The following is an 18,823-nucleotide window of genomic DNA, read 5'->3' as shown; positions in this document are numbered from 1 at the left end:
ACGCCCGGTTACATTCCGAACCCGGAAGCTAAGCCTCACAGCGCCGATGGTACTGCAGGGGGGACCCTGTGGGAGAGTAGGACGCCGCCGAACAATCATTCAAAGGGTTGGTCCCTGAACTTCTGTTCAGGGACCAACCCTTTTTTGTTGGTCGACACTTGACGTTCACATTCCGCTACGAGCATCGACGGCATGGGTACTGCCGCAATACTCAGGGCCGCCGGCGTCGGAGTCGGTGACGAGGTCATCGTGCCGGCCTTCGGGAACATGGAGGTCGCCGAGGCGGCGACCCTGGCCGGTGCGCTCCCGGTGTTCGCCGACATAGATCCGGTGACCTACTGCCTCGACGCGTCGGCTGTCGAGGCCTCCGTGACCTCGCGGACGGTGGCCGTCGTGGCCGTGCACCGCTTCGGCCGACCGGCCGACATCGCCCGCCTCCACGCACTCGGACAGCGGCACGGACTGCTCGTACTGCAGCAGGGCGAGTCCGAGGCGCCGTACGACGAGGTTGCCCAGCGCCGGCAGCGTGCCGCGTACCTCGACGGGAAGCTGCGCGGGGTGCGCACGCCCGACGGGGGTGACGGACACACCTACCAGCAGTACGTCGTCCGGGTCCCCGGTAACGGGCGGCCCGACCGTGACGCCTTTGCACGCGCCCTGCGCGGCAGGGGAGTTGACTGCCGGGTGCCGGTGAAGACGCCGGTGCATCGACTGCCCGAGTTCCGGCGTTGCGTGTCCCTGCCGGAGACCGAACTGGCCGCCGACGAGACGCTCGCGCTGCCCGTGGAAGCCTCCCTGACGAAGCGGGACATGCAGCGGATCGTGGCCGCGTGCAATGCGCTCGGAGGATTGCTCCAACCCGCCTTCTGAGCGAGTTGGGAGCACGGGTCTGTTCGGGGTATGCTCTATTTCGTTGCCGCGAGGGAAACCTCGAAAACGCAACTGGCCCCCATAGCTCAGTCGGCAGAGCGTCTCCATGGTAAGGAGAAGGTCAACGGTTCGATTCCGTTTGGGGGCTCCACCAGAAAGGCCCCGCCCATCGGGCGGGGCCTTTCTCATGTCCTGCTTCCTGCCGCCTAATCGTGCTGGAGGCCCGGGACCCGCATCGCCAGGATCGCCATGTCGTCCGACGGGGCGTCCGAAGCGAAACGCTCCACCGCGCGCATGATGCGTGCCGCGACCGCGCCGGCCGTCAGGCCCGTGCACGTCGTGAGGACGTCGGTGAGGCCGTCGTCGCCCAGCATGCGGGTGCCCTCGCGGCGTTCGGTGACCCCGTCCGTGACACACAGCAGGACGTCCCCCGGGTCGAGGGTGACCGTCTGCTCGTACAGCTCCAGGTCCTCGATGACGCCGAGCAGCGGCTGGGGTTCGGCGGCCGTCTCGACCGTGCCGTCCTGGCGCAGCCGGAGCGGCAGCGGGTGACCGGCGCAGACCACCTTCAGTTCCGCGCTGCCGTCCGGCTGGGGGCGCAGCTCGCCGTACAGGAGGGTCAGGAAGCGGCTGCGGGCGCCCTCGTCGAGGATCGCCGAGTTCAGGCGCTCCAGCACGGCCGGGCCGCTGAGGCCCTCGCGGGCCAGCAGCCGCAGCGCGTGCCGGGCCAGGCCAGTTACCGCCGCCGCGTTCGGTCCGGTACCGCACACGTCGCCGATGGCGAAGCCGTAGGCGCCGTCGCTGATCGGGAACAGGTCGTAGAAGTCGCCGCCGACCTCGTTGCCCTCGCCGGCCGCGCGGTAGATGACCTCGACCTCGACGCCCTCGATGGTGGGCAGCTCGGGCGGCAGCAGGCTGCGCTGGAGCGACTGGCTGATCGCCGTGCGCTCGGAGTAGAGACGGGCGTTGTCGAGGGCCAGGGCGGCGCGCCGGCTCAGGTCCTCGGCCAGTTCCAGGATCTCCTGGCGGAAGTGTTCGTCGGTGGGCTTGCCGAGCGTCAGCATGCCGATGACGCGGTTGCGGGCGACCAGCGGGAGGACCACCGTCTCACCGCCGACCGCGGCCGCCGTGGCCAGCGTCGGAGCGATGCGTGAGACGGCATGGTGGATCGGGGCGCCGCCGCTCAGTCCCAGGCTGCGCATGGAGCTGCGCAGGGCCGCCTGGTGGGCCAGTTCGCCCGGAGCCGTCCAGACGCGCGCGCCCGGGGTGGGGACCGGGTCCGGCGGCGCGATCTTGGACAGGAGCGACTTGATGCCGTCGATCAGCTCCTCGTCCTCGTGCAGCACATAGGACAGGTACGGCTCGGAGGCCTGGTCGGCGATCGTGTACACGGCGCACCAGGTGGCCAGGGTGGGCACTGTCATCTGGGCCATCAGGGCGAGGGTCTGGTCCCGGTCCAGGGTGCCGGCCAGCAGGTCGGAGGCTTCGACGAGGAAGCTCAGGGAGCCTCGTCGCAGGCGCTCCAGTTCGCCCAGGCGGGCCGACTCCACCGCGAGCGCGATGCGGTCCGCGGCGAACTGGAGGCGCAGCGCCTCCTCGTTGGAGTATCTGCCCGGGGCCTCCGCGGCCACTCCGAGGGAGCCGGTGAGCCGGCCTTCGACCTTGAGCGGGACCGTCACGACCGAGCGCATGCCGGTGGCGTTCAGGAGGGGCACGGCGCCGGGGACGGCCGCGAGGTCCTCGTGGACGGCGGGCATACGGGCCGAGCCGTAGCGGCCGGGGCCCGCCTCGACGGGGACCCGGGCGAAGCGCTGGCGCGCGGAGGGCAGTCCGGTCGAGGCGCGGACCTCCAACTCCGTTTCGTCGTCGGTGGCCAGGAGCAGGAAGGCGGAGTCGCCGTCGAGCATGTCGCGGGCGCGCTCCACCGTGCGCTGGAGGAGACCGTCGAGGTCGTCCGGGGCCGGGGAGCCGATGAACACCTCGAAGGGGTCGGCGCCCTGGATGTCGGAGGAGGAGCCCGCGTCGGAGGCCGGGACGCGCAACGGGGTCTGGAGGACGGCGCGTTCGTGGTCGCGGACGAGCAGACAGACCGTGGACGGCTCGCCGCCGGTGTCGCGGACGCGCAGGTGGGAGGCGTAGACCGGGATCACCCGGCCGCTCGCGGTGCGCAGGCCGTAACTGCCTTCCCAGCGCGAGAGTTGAAGGGCCTCGGCGATGCCGGTGCCCGTGCCGGGGGTGTGCGGCCAGGCGGCGAGATCGGTGAGGGGCTTGCCGGTGACCTGGTCCGCGGCGTAGCCGAAGAGTTCCTCGGCGTCCTCGTTCCAGGCGATGATCGCGCCGTTGCGGTCGATCTGGACGACGGCGACGCGGACCCGGCCGTCGGCGAGGGGGAGGAGGTGGGCGGGCAGCGAGGGGCCCGCGGAACGGGTGCCCACCGAGCGTGCGGGCAGGTCGAGTTGGAACCAGACGTTCTTGTGGGTCGGTGTGTACTCGACGCCCCATCGGCCCGCCAGGGCCGCGCACAGCTGGAGTCCGCGCCCGCCCTCGCGGTCGGGGCTGCCCATGTTGACGGCGGCGCCCTGGAGCGGGATCTCCCGCTCGGGGTAGCGGTCGGAGACCTCGATGCGTGCGCCGTCGTCGCTGCGCAGGCACAGGACGTCCGCGGCCGTGCCCGCGTGGACCACGGCGTTGGTCACCAGTTCGCTGGTGAGGACCACCGCGTCGTCGACGATGTCGGCGAAGCCCCATCCCTGGAGGGTGTCGCGGACGAAGGAGCGGGCGGTCGCTACGGAGCGCCCGACGGGCTCGAAGCTGGCGGCCGCGCGCGCGGTGATCACAGAACTCCTCGGCCGGTCGTCTACGTGCAGGGTTCCCGGGCCGACCGGAAGGCGCGGGGCCTGCGGGGCGAGGCCGTTCGTCGGCCGGGGTTCCGGGGACGGTCCCCCGGGGATCAGTCCGGTGGTCATGTGTGCGGCCGCCCCTCCGATGCCCGCTGGTGCTCGTGCCACCGCCCAGACCGGATGCGCCGGCACGGCTGGACAGCCGCATGCAAGGTTACTTACCTTCCCTGCCCGCGCGGATGCCGGTCGTCCGTGTTTCCGTCCGGAGGGTGTGCGGACGATGTGCGAAGCTGCCGAACTGTTATGGCCTGGTTCGGTGAGGGTGAAACACTGGGCAAGCTTCTGGTGAAGGAACCGGCAGGCTGAGTGGGTACTGCGGATGGTGGGCAGCAGCCCCTCGGGCGGTCTGACCGCATCGGGCACAAGCAGGCAGCATGACACCGGTACGCCGATCGGGAGTGCCGGGGCACAGAGCGGCAATGGTCGACCCTTGCGGGAGGGACACAGTGGAGTCTGGCGCACCTACGCGGGCCACGAAGGCGCGCGCGAAAGGCGGACAGTCCCCTAGTAGCAGCCGGGGCAAGGGGCACAACGGCACCACCACGGTGGACACGGCTGCCCTGAACCGGCTGCTCGTCGCTCTGCTGGCCATGCGGGACGGGAACTTCCGCAAGCGGCTCACGGTGTCCGGGGACGGCGAGATGTCGGAGATCGCGGCGGTCTTCAATGAGGTCGCCGACCGCAATCTGCATCTCACGGGCGAGTTGTCGCGGGTGCGGCGCATGGTCGGACGTGAGGGAAAGCTCACCGAACGCCTGGAGACGGGGGCCTGCGAGGGTTCCTGGGCGACCGCGATCGACAACTCCAACGCGCTCGTGGACGATCTCGTACGACCTGTCTCCGAGGTCAGCCGGGTGCTGTCGGGGGTGGCCGAGGGTGATCTGTCGCCGCGGATGGATCTGCGGACCCAGGGGCCGGACGGGCCGGGGCATCCGCTGCGCGGGGAGTTCCTGAAGGTCGGGCGTACGGTCAACAACCTGGTCGACCAGTTGTCGACGTTCACCGACGAGGTCACGCGGGTGGCCAGCGAGGTCGGTACGGAGGGCAAGCTGGGCGGTCAGGCCCAGGTGCGCGGCATGTCGGGTTCCTGGAAGGACCTCACGGACTCCGTCAACACGATGGCGTACCGGCTGACGGCCCAGGTGCGCGACATCGCCCTGGTGACGACGGCGGTCGCCAAGGGTGATCTGTCCCGCAAGGTCACGGTGCACGTGGCCGGCGAGATGCTGGAGCTGAAGAACACCGTCAACACGATGGTGGACCAGCTCTCCGCGTTCTCCTCCGAGGTGACGCGGGTGGCCCGCGAGGTGGGTACCGAGGGCATCCTGGGCGGTCAGGCCCAGGTGTCCGGTGTCGACGGGGTGTGGAAGGAACTCACCGACTCGGTGAACACCATGGCCGGTAACCTCACGGCCCAGGTGCGGGGGATCGCGGAGGTGACCACCGCGGTCGCCAGCGGTGACCTGTCGCGGAAGGTGACCGTGCAGGCGCGCGGCGAGGTGGCCCAGCTCGCCGACACGATCAACCAGATGACCGAGACGCTGCGGGTGTTCGCGGACGAGGTCACGCGGGTGGCCAACGAGGTCGGTGGCGAGGGGCGGCTCGGCGGGCAGGCGAACGTGCCGGGGGCCGCGGGCACCTGGAAGGACCTGACGGACTCCGTCAACACCGTCTTCCGGAACCTGACCACGCAGGTGCGGGACATCGCGGCCGTGACGACGGCCGTGGCCAGCGGTGATCTGTCCCGCAAGGTCACGGTGGACGTGGCCGGCGAGATGCTGGAGCTGAAGAACACGGTCAACGGGATGGTGGACCAGCTGTCCGCCTTCGGCGCCGAGGTCACCCGCGTCGCCCGGGAGATCGGCAACGAGGGCGAACTGGGCGGCCAGGCCCAGGTGCCCGGGGTCGCGGGCGACTGGAAGGACCTCACGGACTCCGTGAACACGGCGTTCCGCAACCTCACCGGGCAGGTGCGCAACATCGCCCAGGTGACGACGGCGGTCGCCAACGGTGATCTGTCCCAGAAGGTCACGGTGGACGTGGCCGGTGAGATGCTCCAGCTGAAGAACACCGTGAACACCATGGTGGACCAGTTGTCTTCGTTCGCCGACCAGGTCATCCAGATGGGCCGCGAGGTGGGTACGGAGGGCCGGCTCGGCGGTCAGGCCCAGGTACCCGGGGTGTCCGGCACCTGGAAGGAGCTCACCGACTCCGTCAACTCCATCACCGGCAATCTGACCGCCCAGGTGCGGCAGATCGCTCAGGTCACGACGGCGGTGGCGCGGGGTGATCTGTCGCAGAAGATCACCGTGGACGCGCGCGGCGAGATCCTGGAGCTGAAGATCACCATCAACACGATGGTGGACCAGCTGTCCGCGTTCGCCGACCAGGTGACCAAGGTGGCCCGCGAGGTGGGCACGGACGGCCGCCTCGGCGGTCAGGCGCAGGTGCCCGGCGTCGCCGGTGTGTGGCGGGACCTGACCGACTCGGTGAACGGTATGGCCGGCAACCTCACCGCCCAGGTGCGCAACATCGCGCAGGTCGCCACGGCGGTGGCGCGGGGTGATCTGTCGCAGAAGATCACCGTGGACGCGCGCGGCGAGATCCTGGAGCTGAAGAACACCCTGAACACGATGGTGGACCAGCTGTCGTCGTTCGCGGAGCAGGTGACGCGGGTGGCCCGTGAGGTGGGCACCGAGGGCATGCTGGGCGGTCAGGCGGAGGTGCAGGGGGTCGCGGGCACCTGGAAGGACCTCACCCAGTCCGTGAACTTCATGGCGAACAACCTGACCATCCAGGTCCGCAACATCGCCGAGGTCACGACGGCGGTCGCCAAGGGCGACCTGTCGAAGAAGATCACCGTCGACGCCAAGGGCGAGATCCTCGAACTCGTCACGACCGTCAACACGATGGTGGACCAGCTGTCGTCGTTCGCGGAGCAGGTGACGCGGGTGGCCCGTGAGGTGGGCACCGAGGGCATCCTCGGCGGCCAGGCGCACGTGCCGGGCGTCACGGGCATCTGGAAGGACCTCAGCGACAACGTCAACCTGATGGCCAAGAACCTGACCGTGCAGGTGCGCAACATCTCGCAGGTCGCGGCGGCCGTCGCCAACGGCGACCTGACGCGGACGGTGACGATCGACGCGAGCGGTGAGGTCGCGCAGCTCGCGGACACCTTCAACACCATGGTGAAGACGCTGAGTTCGTTCGCCGAGCAGGTCACCAAGGTGGCCCGCGAGGTGGGCACGGACGGCATCCTCGGCGGCCAGGCGCACGTGCCCGGTGTGGCCGGCACCTGGAAGGACCTCACCGAGTCGGTGAACCAGATGGCGTCCAACCTGACCGGTCAGGTGCGCAACATCGCGATGGTGACGACCGCCATCGCCAAGGGTGACCTGACGAAGAAGATCGACATCGACGCGCGCGGTGAGATCCTGGAGCTGAAGACCACCATCAACACCATGGTCGACCAGCTGTCCTCGTTCGCCGAGGAGGTCACCCGGGTGGCCCGTGAGGTGGGCACGGAGGGCCAGCTGGGCGGCCAGGCACGCGTGCGTGACGTCGACGGCACCTGGCGCGACCTCACCGAGTCGGTGAACGAGATGGCCGGGAACCTGACCCGGCAGGTGCGCGCCATCGCGCGCGTGGCGGCCGCGGTGACCCGCGGCGACCTGAACCTGAAGATCGACGTGGACGCCTCCGGCGAGATCGAGGAGCTCCAGGGCTCGGTCAACAAGATGATCGCCAACCTGCGCGACACCACGATCGCCAACAAGGAGCAGGACTGGCTCAAGGGCAACCTGGCCCGTATCTCCGCGCTGATGCAGGGCCGCCGCGACCTGGAGGACGTCGCCTCGCTGATCATGAGCGAGCTGACCCCGGTGGTCTCCGCGCAGCACGGCGCGTTCTTCGTCGCCCTGCCGCTGGTCGACGGCAAGGAGGTGGGCGGCGGCGCGGACGACCGGTACGAGCTGCGCATGCTGGGCTCGTACGGCTACTCGATGGGCTCCATGCCGACCTCGTTCGGGCCGGGTGAGGCGCTGGTGGGCACGGCGGCCGAGGAGAAGCGCACGATCCTCGTGGAGAACGCGCCGAGCGGCTATCTGAAGATCGCGTCCGGGCTCGGCGAGGCGCCGCCCGCGCAGGTGATCGTGCTGCCGGTGCTCTTCGAGGGCAAGGTGCTCGGCATCATCGAGCTGGCGTCGTTCACGCCGTTCACGCAGATCCAGAAGGACTTCCTCAACCAGATCGCCGAGATGATCGCGACCAGCGTCAACACCATCTCGGTCAACACCAAGACGGAACAGCTGCTGAAGCAGTCGCAGGAGCTCACCGAGCAACTGCGGGAGCGTTCGGTGGAGTTGGAGCAGCGGCAGAAGGCCCTCCAGGCGTCCAACGCCGAACTGGAGGAGAAGGCCGAGCTGCTGGCCCAGCAGAACCGCGACATCGAGGTGAAGAACACCGAGATCGAGGAGGCGCGGCAGGTCCTGGAGGAGCGCGCCGAGCAACTCGCCGTGTCGATGCGCTACAAGAGCGAGTTCCTGGCCAACATGTCGCACGAGCTGCGTACGCCGCTGAACTCGCTGCTGATCCTGGCCAAGCTGCTCGCCGACAACGCCGAGGGCAATCTCTCCCCGAAGCAGGTCGAGTTCGCCGAGACGATCCACGGGGCCGGTTCCGACCTGCTCCAGCTGATCAACGACATCCTGGACCTGTCGAAGGTCGAGGCGGGCAAGATGGACGTCTCCCCGACGCGCATCGCGCTGGTGCAGCTCGTCGACTATGTGGAGGCCACCTTCCGGCCGTTGACCGCGGAGAAGGGCCTCGATCTGTCCGTACGGGTGTCGCCCGAGCTGCCCGCCACCCTGCACACCGACGAGCAGCGGCTGCTCCAGGTGCTGCGCAACCTGCTGTCCAACGCGGTGAAGTTCACCGATTCCGGGTCGGTGGAGCTGGTGATCAGGCCGGCCGGGGCGGATGTTCCGGTGGCGATCCGGGAGCAGTTGCTGGAGGCCGGTTCGCTCGGCGCCCCGGACGCGCCGCTGATCGCGTTCTCGGTGACCGACACGGGGATCGGGATCGCGGCCGGCAAGATGCGGGTGATCTTCGAGGCGTTCAAGCAGGCGGACGGGACGACCAGCCGCAAGTACGGCGGTACGGGTCTCGGGCTGTCGATCTCGCGGGAGATCGCGCAGCTGCTCGGCGGCGAGATCCACGCGCAGAGCGAGCCCGGCCGGGGCTCGACCTTCACGTTGTACCTGCCGCTGCACCCGAGCGAGCTGCCCCCGCACGGCTACCAGCAGCCGGTGCCGGCCCTGGAGGCGGGCGAGCTGGTGGCGTCCGAGGGTGATCTGTCCGTGTTCTCCGAGGCTGAGGTCGAGACACCGGCCGAGGTGAAGTCGTACCGGGAGACGCAGAACGGTCCGGCCGCGCTCTTCCGGCGCCGTCGCCGGGGCGCGCCGGGGCTGGAACAGGGCATCGGGCAGCTGGAGCAGTGGCAGGCGGAGCAGGAGCCCGAGGCGCGGTCTGCGCAGGGCTTCCGGTTCGGCGGCGAGAAGGTGCTCATCGTCGACGACGACATCCGCAACGTGTTCGCGCTCACCAGTGTCCTGGAGCAGCACGGGCTGTCGGTGCTGTACGCCGAGAACGGGCGCGAGGGCATCGAGGTGCTGGAGCAGCACGACGACGTGGCGGTCGTTCTGATGGACATCATGATGCCCGAGATGGACGGGTATGCGACGACCACCGCGATCCGCAGGATGCCGCAGTTCTCCGGGCTGCCGATCATCGCGCTGACCGCGAAGGCGATGAAGGGCGACCGGGAGAAGGCGATCGAATCGGGCGCCTCCGACTATGTGACGAAGCCGGTCGACCCCGATCATCTGCTGGCCGTGATGGAGCAGTGGATGCGGCAGTAGTGGCGGTATCGGTCGGAGTTCGCACAGGGCTGGTGCGGATGTGGCGGGATCCTCGGGAGTTCACACGGAGTTGCTGACGCAGTGTGTCCGAAGCCGTGTAGAAGTACGGTATTCGGGGAACCTTCTGGTCTCCTGCTGCGTTTCTGCTACGTGCACAGTGACATCGCGGTGACAGGGTGTGGCGACGGGCGGGGTGCGGCTACCATGACCGGCACGAGGACGGGCGACGCAAGGGAGTCGTCCGCTGGGGCGGCACCAGGTGGTGCTTTCCCAAGTCCTGCGGACCGGGGAGGCCCCATGCCGGGGCGAGGAGGGCGGGCCATGGTGCAGAAGGCCAAGATCCTCCTGGTCGATGACCGGCCGGAGAATCTGCTGGCGCTGGAGGCGATCCTCTCTGCGCTCGATCAGACGCTGGTGCGGGCATCGTCCGGGGAGGAAGCGCTCAAGGCGCTGCTGACGGACGACTTCGCGGTCATTCTGCTGGACGTCCAGATGCCGGGAATGGACGGTTTCGAAACAGCCGCACACATCAAGCGACGGGAACGGACCCGGGACATCCCGATCATCTTCCTCACCGCGATCAACCACGGTCCCCATCACACCTTCCGCGGCTACGCGGCGGGCGCGGTGGACTACATCTCGAAGCCCTTCGATCCGTGGGTGCTGCGCGCGAAGGTGTCCGTTTTCGTCGAGCTGTACATGAAGAACTGCCAGCTGCGGGAGCAGGCGGCGCTGCTGCGGCTCCAGTTGGAGGGCGGCGGCAAGGCCGTGCCCGGCGGGGCGAAGGAGTCGCCCGGTCTGCTCGCGGAGCTCTCCGCGCGCCTCGCGGCCGTCGAGGAGCAGGCCGAGGCGCTGTCCAAGCAGCTCGACGACGACTCCGCCGACGCGGCGGCGGTGGCCACTGCGGCCCACCTCGAACGCAAGCTGACCGGGCTGCGCCGGGCCCTGGACGCCTTGGAGCCTGGCACCGGCGGCACGGCCCCGGTTCCGTCGCAGAACTGACGCGCGGTGAAGTCGCGGGTACGTGTGAACCCGCGTCAGTTCCGGGCCCCCACAAGGGCGACACGAACGGGTGAAGCATTGGCCACACGTGTCCGCTGTCGTCTCCACCGGTAACCTCACACCTATGGCCTCACGTTCCTCCGCAGCCAAGAAGCCGCCCGCGAAGAAGGCGGCCGCTTCAGCGAAGGCTCCGGCGAAGGCCGCTGCCAAGAAACCCCCGGCGAAGAAGGCGCCCGCCAAGAAGGCCGCGGCGAAGAAGGCCGCGCCCCCCAGGCCGGCGCCCAGCCCCACCGGGGGCGTCTACCGGCTCGTCCGTGCCCTCTGGCTCGGCCTTGCGCATGCCGTCGGCGCGGTGTTCCGGGGCATAGGGCAGGGCGCGAAGAACCTCGACCCGGCGCACCGCAAGGACGGCGTGGCGCTGCTGCTGTTCGGTCTCGCGCTGATCGTCGCCGCCGGCACCTGGGCCGACCTGCGCGGCCCGGTCGGCGATCTCGTCGAGATCCTGGTGACCGGTGCCTTCGGCCGTCTCGACCTGCTCGTCCCGGTCCTGCTCGCGGCCATCGCCGTGCGCTTCGTACGGCACCCCGAGAAGCCGGAGGCCAACGGCCGGATCGTGATCGGCCTGTCCGCGCTCGTCATCGGTGTGCTCGGCCAGGTCCACATCGCCTGTGGCTCGCCCGCCCGCAGCGACGGCATGCAGGCGATAAGGGACGCCGGCGGTCTCATCGGCTGGGGCGTGGCGACCCCGTTGACGTACGGCATGGGCGACGTGCTGGCCGTGCCGCTGCTCGTGCTGCTCACCGTCTTCGGGCTGCTCGTGGTCACGGCGACCCCGGTCAACGCCGTCCCGCAGCGGCTGCGGGCGCTCGCCGTACGGCTGGGCGTACTGCACGACCCCGCGGCGGACGACCTCACCGACGACGACGAGCGGTACGACGAGCAGTGGCGCGAGGGGCTGCCCGCACGCTCCCGCAGACAACCGGGCGCCGCCCGGCCGTACGACCCGGACGACGCGGAGCAGGAGGCGCTGTCCCGGCGCCGCGGCCGCCCCCGGCGCTCCGTGGTGCCGCAGCCGGACATGGGGCGCCAGCCGGACGCCGTGGACGTGGCCGCGGCCGCCGCGGCGGCGCTCGACGGCGCGGTGCTGCACGGTATGCCGCCCTCGCCGATCGTCGCCGACCTCACCCAGGGCGTCAGCGTCGCCGACCGCGAGCCGACCGCACCGACGCCCGCCCCCACGCCCGTACCGGCGGCGCGGCCCAAGCAGGAGCGGCTCCCGGTCGGCGCGGTCCCCGACCTGACCAAGGCGGCACCCGAACACCCGCGCGAGCTGCCGCCGCGCGCCGAACAGCTCCAGCTGTCCGGGGACATCACCTATGCGCTGCCCTCGCTCGACCTGCTGGAGCGCGGCGGGCCCGGCAAGGCGCGCAGCGCCGCCAACGACGCCGTCGTCGCCTCGCTGACGAACGTCTTCACCGAGTTCAAGGTGGACGCGGCCGTCACCGGGTTCACCCGTGGGCCGACGGTCACGCGCTACGAGGTCGCGCTGGGCCCTGCCGTGAAGGTCGAGCGCATCACCGCGCTCACCAAGAACATCGCGTACGCCGTCGCCAGTCCGGACGTGCGGATCATCAGCCCGATCCCCGGCAAGTCGGCGGTCGGCATCGAGATCCCGAACACCGACCGGGAGATGGTCAACCTCGGGGACGTCCTGCGCCTCGCGGACGCCGCCGAGGACGACCACCCGATGCTGGTGGCGCTCGGCAAGGACGTCGAGGGCGGCTATGTGATGGCCAACCTCGCGAAGATGCCGCACATCCTGGTGGCCGGAGCCACCGGTTCCGGCAAGTCCTCGTGCATCAACTGCCTCATCACCTCGGTGATGGTCCGGGCGACCCCCGAGGACGTCCGGATGGTCCTCGTCGACCCCAAGCGCGTGGAGCTGACCGCGTACGAGGGAATTCCGCACCTGATCACGCCGATCATCACCAACCCCAAGCGGGCCGCCGAGGCGTTGCAGTGGGTCGTGCGGGAGATGGACCTGCGCTACGACGACCTCGCGGCGTTCGGGTTCCGGCACATCGACGACTTCAACGAGGCCATCAGGAACGGCAAGGTGAAGCTGCCCGAGGGCAGTGAGCGCGAGCTCAGCCCGTACCCGTACCTGCTGGTCATCGTCGACGAGCTCGCCGACCTGATGATGGTCGCGCCGCGGGACGTCGAGGACGCGATCGTGCGCATCACCCAGTTGGCCCGCGCGGCCGGCATCCACCTGGTGCTGGCGACCCAGCGGCCGTCCGTCGACGTGGTCACCGGCCTGATCAAGGCGAACGTGCCGTCGCGGCTCGCGTTCGCCACCTCCTCGCTCGCCGACAGCCGGGTCATCCTCGACCAGCCGGGCGCCGAGAAGCTGATCGGCAAGGGCGACGGGCTGTTCCTGCCGATGGGGGCCAACAAACCCACCCGTATGCAGGGCGCGTTCGTGACCGAGGACGAGGTCGCGGCCATCGTCCGGCACTGCAAGGATCAGATGACCCCGGTCTTCCGGGACGACGTCGTGGTCGGCACCAAACAGAAGAAGGAGATCGACGAGGACATCGGCGACGACCTGGACCTGCTGTGCCAGGCGGCCGAACTGGTGGTCTCCACCCAGTTCGGGTCGACGTCCATGCTCCAGCGCAAGCTCCGGGTCGGCTTCGCCAAGGCCGGGCGGCTGATGGACCTGATGGAGTCCCGTGGCGTGGTCGGACCCAGCGAGGGGTCCAAGGCACGTGACGTACTGGTGAAGCCGGACGAACTCGACGGCGTGCTCGCGGTGATCCGCGGTGATTCTGAAGGATAATAGGGACACTGGCGCGCGTCGGCAGGTCGGCAGCGGGCTCCGTACCGCAGGATGATGTTGGATCGTGACCCATCCGTAAGCGATCAACGGCAACCGTTTCCCCCCGGCATACGTCAACTTGGAGGAAGCGCAAAGCCGCTGCCGAACCGTCGGGATGACCGGCCATTCCGATGGCGTACAAAGTCCTGCCGCCCGGTTGCCCCACCCTTTCGTACCACCCCTAGACTGAACTTCCAGCACAGGTGGCTACTCGCTCGAAAGGCGCCCCCGTGTCCATCGGCAACTCCCCTGAAGACGAGCGTCCGTTCGAGGACGATCGTGAGGATGCCCACCTTTCCATCGGCCGCACTCTGCAGCAGGCGCGCATCGCCGCCGGGCTGACCGTAGACGACGTCAGTACCGCCACCCGGGTGCGTATCGCCATCGTGCACGCCATCGAGGCGGACGACTTCGCCCCGTGCGGCGGCGACGTCTACGCCCGCGGTCACCTCAGGACCCTGGCCAAGGCCGTCCACCTCGATCCCGAGCCCCTGCTGGCCCAGTTCTCCGCCGAGCGTGGTGGCCGCCCGGCGCCCACCCCGGCCGCACCCCTGTTCGAGGCGGAGCGCATCCGTCCCGAGCGGCGCGGACCCAACTGGACCGCGGCCATGGTCGCCGCCATCGTCGCGGTGGTCGGCTTCGTCGGCTTCACCGCGTTCAAGGGCGGCGACGGCGACGGCCGGGACCAGATCGCCGAAGGCTCCTCCACGCCCACGACGAGCACCACCGCCTCCGCCACTCCGAAGAAGGACAGCAAGCCCGTCGACCCCAAGCCGGAGCCGTCCGACAGCGCCATCGCGGCCGCCCCGCAGGACAAGGTGACCGTCCAGGTCAGCGCCGCCGACGGCCGCAGCTGGATCTCCGCCAAGGACCACAACGGTCGGCTGCTCTTCGACGGGCTGCTCAAGGAGGGCGAGTCCAAGACCTTCCAGGACTCCTCGAAGATCAACCTGGTGCTCGGCGACGCCGGCGCCATCCAGCTCTACGTCAACGGCAAGAAGATCGAGGACGACTTCCAGCCGGGCGCCGTGGAGCGTCTGACGTACACGAAGGGTGACCCGCAGGTCGGGTGACCCTGTGATCACGTGAACCGGCACGGGGTTGGCCAAGATCGGCCAACCCCGTCGACGTGGGGTGTCAGCGGGACGAAGTAGTCTTGAGCCCATGCCTGAACGCCGTACCGTCGCACTCGTCACCCTTGGCTGCGCCCGTAACGAGGTGGACTCGGAGGAGCTCGCAGGCCGCTTGGAGGCGGACGGCTGGGACCTCGTGGAGGACGCCGCGAACGCGGACGTCGCCGTCGTCAACACCTGCGGCTTCGTCGACGCCGCCAAGAAGGACTCCGTGGACGCCCTCCTGGAGGCCAACGATCTCAAGGGCCGGGGCAGAACCCAGGCCGTCGTGGCGGTCGGCTGCATGGCCGAGCGGTACGGCAAGGAACTCGCCGAGGCCCTCCCCGAGGCCGACGGGGTGCTCGGCTTCGACGACTACACCGACATCTCCGACCGCCTCCAGACCATCCTGTCCGGCGGTGTCCACGCCGCCCACACCCCGCGCGACCGGCGCAAGCTGCTGCCGATCAGCCCGGCCGAGCGGCAGGACGCGGGCGCCGAGGTGGCCCTCCCCGGGCACGGCGCCCCCACGGACCTCCCCGAGGGCGTGGCCCCGGTCTCCGGGCCCCGGGCGCCCCTGCGCCGCCGTCTGGACGGCTCCCCGGTCGCCTCGGTGAAGCTCGCCTCCGGCTGTGACCGCCGCTGCTCCTTCTGCGCCATCCCGTCCTTCCGCGGCTCCTTCATCTCGCGCCGCCCGAGCGACGTGCTGAACGAGACGCGCTGGCTGGCCGAGCAGGGCGTGAAGGAGATCATGCTGGTCTCCGAGAACAACACCTCGTACGGCAAGGACCTGGGCGACATCCGGCTGCTGGAGTCGCTGCTGCCCGAGCTCGCCGACGTCGACGGCATCGAGCGGGTGCGGGTCAGCTACCTCCAGCCCGCCGAGATGCGGCCCGGCCTGATCGACGTGCTGACCTCGACCCCCAAGGTCGTGCCCTACTTCGATCTCTCCTTCCAGCACTCGGCACCCGCGGTGCTGCGCTCGATGCGCCGCTTCGGCGACACCGACCGCTTCCTGGAGCTGCTCGACACCATCCGCGGCAAGGCCCCGGAGGCAGGCGTGCGCTCCAACTTCATCGTGGGCTTCCCGGGCGAGTCCGAGTCCGACCTGGCCGAGCTGGAGCGTTTCCTCAACGGCGCGCGGCTCGATGCCATCGGCGTCTTCGGGTACTCCGACGAGGAGGGCACCGAGGCGGCGACCTACGACAACAAGCTCGACGAGGACGTCGTCGCCGAGCGGCTGGCCCGGATCTCCCGGCTGGCCGAGGAACTCGTCTCGCAGCGGGCCGAGGAGCGCCTGGGCGAGACCGTGCGAGTCCTGGTGGAGTCGGTGGACTCCGAGGACGGCGCGTACGGCCGCGGGGCGCACCAGGCCCCGGAGACCGACGGACAGGTGCTGCTCACCAGCGGCGCCGGACTGAGCGTCGGCCGTATCGTCGAGGCGAAGGTGGTCGGTACGGAGGGTGTCGACCTCGTGGCCGAGCCGCTCGTCGGCTCGCTCGCGTGTCCTGAGGAGGCGGGCAGATGACGGGTGTCCCGGCAGCAGCGGCGGGCGGCCCCGCGAAGGCGCGCACGGTGAACGAGCCGTCCGGCAAGGGCGCCGCGTCGGCGGCCGGGTCCGGACCCGGCCGCACATCCGGCGCGGGCCGCGGCTCTGCCGCCGCTCGCGAGTCCGGTGCGGTCCGCGACTCCGTCGCCGGTCGCGAATCCGATGCCGCGCAGGGGGAGCACGAGAACGGGAAGTCGGCACGGCGCGAGAAGTTGACGGCCGCGGCCGTCAACCAGGCCAGCGTCTGGAACATCGCCAATCTGCTGACCATGCTCCGGCTGATCCTGGTGCCAGGCTTCGTGGCCCTGCTGCTCGCCGACGGCGGATACGACCCCGCGTGGCGCTCGCTCGCCTGGGCGGCCTTCGCCATCGCGATGATCACCGACCTGTTCGACGGACATCTGGCCCGCACCTACAACCTCGTCACCGACTTCGGGAAGATCGCCGACCCCATCGCCGACAAGGCGATCATGGGCGCGGCGCTGATCTGTCTCTCCTGGCTGGGCGACCTGCCCTGGTGGGTGACCGGAGTCATCCTCGGCCGGGAGCTCGGGGTCACGCTGATCCGTTTCCTCGTCATCCGGTACGGGGTCATCCCGGCGAGCCGGGGCGGCAAGCTCAAGACGCTCGCCCAGGGCATCGCCGTCGGGATGTACGTCCTGGCACTGACGGGCTGGCTGGCCACCGCGAGGTTCTGGGTGATGGCGGTGGCGGTCGTCCTGACCGTGGTCACCGGCCTCGACTACGTGAGACAGGCCATCGTGCTGCGCAGGCAGGGAATCGCCGAGCGCAAAGCCGCGTCGGAGGAGGCGGGGGCGTGAGTTCCGCGGCCGCCGACCTGGTGCGACTACTCACGGTGAAGGGCGAGACGGTCGCCGTCGCCGAGTCGCTCACCGGCGGTCTGGTCGCGGCGGAGATCACCGCGGTCTCCGGGGCCTCCAAGGTGTTCCGGGGGTCGGTGACCGCGTACGCCACCGACCTCAAGCACGCGCTGCTGGGCGTCGACCCCACTCTGCTGGCCGAGCGCGGGGCGGTGGATCCGCAGGTCGCGGCAGAGATGGCGGCGGGAGTCCGCAAGGCGCTGGGTGCCGACTGGGGCCTCGCGACCACCGGCGTGGCCGGCCCCGAACCGCAGGACGGCCAACCGGTCGGAACGGTCTTCGTGGCCCTGGACGGCCCCTCCGCGGCGCATTCCGGTTCTGCCCGCGGCGGAAAAGTGATGGCGCTGCGGTTGAACGGCGACCGCGCGGAAATCCGTATGGAGAGTGTACGGAGCGTACTCGCACTGTTCCTGAGGGAGCTCGCGAGCGAACAGACTGGGAATGAGCGGGCACAGGATACGGAACAGAACGGGGGGTTTTGATGTTTGCAGCCCTGAGTGAACACGACATCGCTCCCCGCACGGCCGCGGCGCAAGGCGGTACGGTGGGGCGTGAAGGATGCGGCTACGCGGTCCGAGGAGGGAGCCACCGATGATTCTGCTCCGTCGCCTGCTGGGTGACGTGCTGCGTCGGCAGCGCCAACGCCAGGGCCGTACTCTGCGCGAAGTCTCCTCGTCCGCCCGAGTCTCACTCGGCTATCTCTCCGAGGTGGAGCGGGGGCAGAAGGAGGCATCCTCCGAGCTGCTCTCCGCCATCTGCGACGCGCTGGACGTACGGATGTCCGAGCTCATGCGGGAAGTCAGCGACGAGCTCGCTCTCGCCGAGCTGGCCCAGTCCGCTGCGGCCACTCCCAGCGAGCCCGTGCCCACCCCGGTGCGTGCCATGCTGGGTTCCGTTTCGGTGACCGGCGTGCCACCGGAACGCGTGACCATCAAGGCACCCGCCGAAGCGGTGGACGTGGTCGCCGCGTAACACCCACCACCGTGGGTGTGTGAACCGACGCACATTCGTCAAGCCCCGGCCCGGGCTTCTCCGGACAGACCTTCCGGAGAGGCGCTGCCGGGGCTTTCGCGTTCCCCCGTGCCTGCTCTCCGCCTTCTCCGCGCCTTTCCGGGTGCGCTTCCCGTGCCCCTTTCGGGTCCGTTTGCCGGTGTCCGGCGGGGCGGTCATGGTGGAGGGACATGGCCGGACCCGGACCAGCCCGCGGAGGAGATGCATGAACGTCGTGAAGAGCCCGTTGTCCGACAAGGACCTGAAGACGGTGTCCGAGGCGCTCCAGGGCGCGCTCGTCGACCTGGTGGACCTGTCGCTCGTGGCGAAGCAGGTCCACTGGAACGTCGTCGGCGCCCGCTTCCGGTCCATCCATCTTCAGCTCGACGAAGTCGTGGACAGTGCGCGCCTGCACTCCGACACCGTCGCGGAACGGGCCTCGGCGCTCGGGGTGTCACCCGACGGACGCGCCGCCACGGTGGCCGGCGGCAGCGGAATCGCCACCGTGCCCGAGGGCTGGATCAAGGACACGGACGCCGTACGCACGCTCGTCGCCGCGCTGGGCGCGGTGATCACACGGATGCGGGAGCGGGTGGGCGCCACCGGCGACGCCGATCCGGTCAGCCAGGACATCTTCATCTCGGTCACGGCGGATCTGGAGAAGCACCACTGGATGTTCCAGGCCGAGAACGTCTGACAGACGCCGGCAGGCGAGGTGCG

Annotated in this window: 11 protein-coding genes, 1 tRNA gene and 1 rRNA gene; 12 read left to right on the top strand and 1 reads right to left on the bottom strand. The window is 69.8% G+C overall.

The features are described 5' to 3' along the window. From rrf to ACZ7OY_RS11470, 3 genes are all read left to right on the top strand, one after another. A 5S ribosomal RNA gene (gene rrf / locus ACZ7OY_RS11480) occupies positions 1–93 on the top strand; the annotation flags it as partial. Between the two features lie 114 nt (positions 94–207). Then, on the top strand, positions 208–870 hold the full coding sequence (locus ACZ7OY_RS11475) for a DegT/DnrJ/EryC1/StrS family aminotransferase (protein ID WP_471911220.1): 663 nt from the start codon (positions 208–210) through the stop codon (positions 868–870). Between the two features lie 75 nt (positions 871–945). Further along, positions 946–1,021, top strand: a tRNA-Thr gene (locus ACZ7OY_RS11470). A gap of 55 nt (positions 1,022–1,076) precedes the next feature. Here the strand turns inward: ACZ7OY_RS11470 and ACZ7OY_RS11465 are convergent. Then, positions 1,077–3,836, bottom strand: coding sequence for a SpoIIE family protein phosphatase (locus ACZ7OY_RS11465; RefSeq protein WP_471911174.1), 2,760 nt, complete (start codon positions 3,834–3,836; stop codon positions 1,077–1,079). Positions 3,837–4,216: 380 nt separating this feature from the next. On the opposite strand from ACZ7OY_RS11465, the gene ACZ7OY_RS11460 reads away from it, so the two are divergent. The 9 genes from ACZ7OY_RS11460 (at position 4,217) to ACZ7OY_RS11420 (ending at position 18,800) form a co-directional block, all read left to right on the top strand. After that, complete coding sequence (locus ACZ7OY_RS11460; protein WP_471911173.1) at positions 4,217–9,688, top strand: HAMP domain-containing protein; 5,472 nt, start codon at positions 4,217–4,219, stop codon at positions 9,686–9,688. A 321-nt stretch (positions 9,689–10,009) separates the two neighbouring features. Continuing rightward, positions 10,010–10,690 carry a response regulator gene (locus ACZ7OY_RS11455; RefSeq protein ID WP_471911172.1) on the top strand — a complete coding sequence of 227 codons (681 nt, stop codon included), beginning with the start codon at positions 10,010–10,012 and terminating at the stop codon, positions 10,688–10,690. Positions 10,691–10,814: 124 nt separating this feature from the next. Beyond that, entirely contained in the window at positions 10,815–13,532 is a 2,718-nt protein-coding gene (locus ACZ7OY_RS11450) for a DNA translocase FtsK (RefSeq protein WP_471911171.1), read from the top strand. 269 nt (positions 13,533–13,801) lie between these two features. After that, positions 13,802–14,644: a helix-turn-helix domain-containing protein gene (locus tag ACZ7OY_RS11445; RefSeq protein WP_471911170.1), complete on the top strand. Its 843-nt coding sequence runs from the start codon at positions 13,802–13,804 to the stop codon at positions 14,642–14,644. Positions 14,645–14,735: 91 nt separating this feature from the next. Continuing rightward, positions 14,736–16,211, top strand: coding sequence for a 30S ribosomal protein S12 methylthiotransferase RimO (gene rimO, locus ACZ7OY_RS11440; RefSeq protein WP_471911169.1), 1,476 nt, complete (start codon positions 14,736–14,738; stop codon positions 16,209–16,211). Then, positions 16,208–17,053, top strand: coding sequence for a CDP-diacylglycerol--glycerol-3-phosphate 3-phosphatidyltransferase (pgsA, locus tag ACZ7OY_RS11435; protein ID WP_471911168.1), 846 nt, complete (start codon positions 16,208–16,210; stop codon positions 17,051–17,053). Before rimO ends, pgsA begins: the two co-directional genes overlap by 4 nt. Further along, positions 17,050–17,595 (top strand): CinA family protein, encoded by a 546-nt coding sequence (locus tag ACZ7OY_RS11430; RefSeq protein WP_471911167.1) that lies wholly within the window; start codon positions 17,050–17,052, stop codon positions 17,593–17,595. The genes pgsA and ACZ7OY_RS11430 overlap by 4 nt, the downstream gene beginning before the upstream one ends. Before the next feature lie 109 nt (positions 17,596–17,704). Beyond that, a complete protein-coding gene (locus tag ACZ7OY_RS11425; RefSeq protein WP_152893338.1) occupies positions 17,705–18,085 on the top strand; it encodes a helix-turn-helix domain-containing protein in 381 nt (126 codons plus the stop codon). A gap of 244 nt (positions 18,086–18,329) precedes the next feature. Further along, positions 18,330–18,800 (top strand): Dps family protein, encoded by a 471-nt coding sequence (locus ACZ7OY_RS11420; protein ID WP_471911166.1) that lies wholly within the window; start codon positions 18,330–18,332, stop codon positions 18,798–18,800. The last annotated feature ends 23 nt before the right edge of the window (positions 18,801–18,823 follow it).

Source organism: Streptomyces sp. NPDC107559, assembly GCF_055657365.1.
Note: the sequence above shows the minus strand (reverse complement) of the source record. Positions and strands in the feature narration are given on the sequence as shown.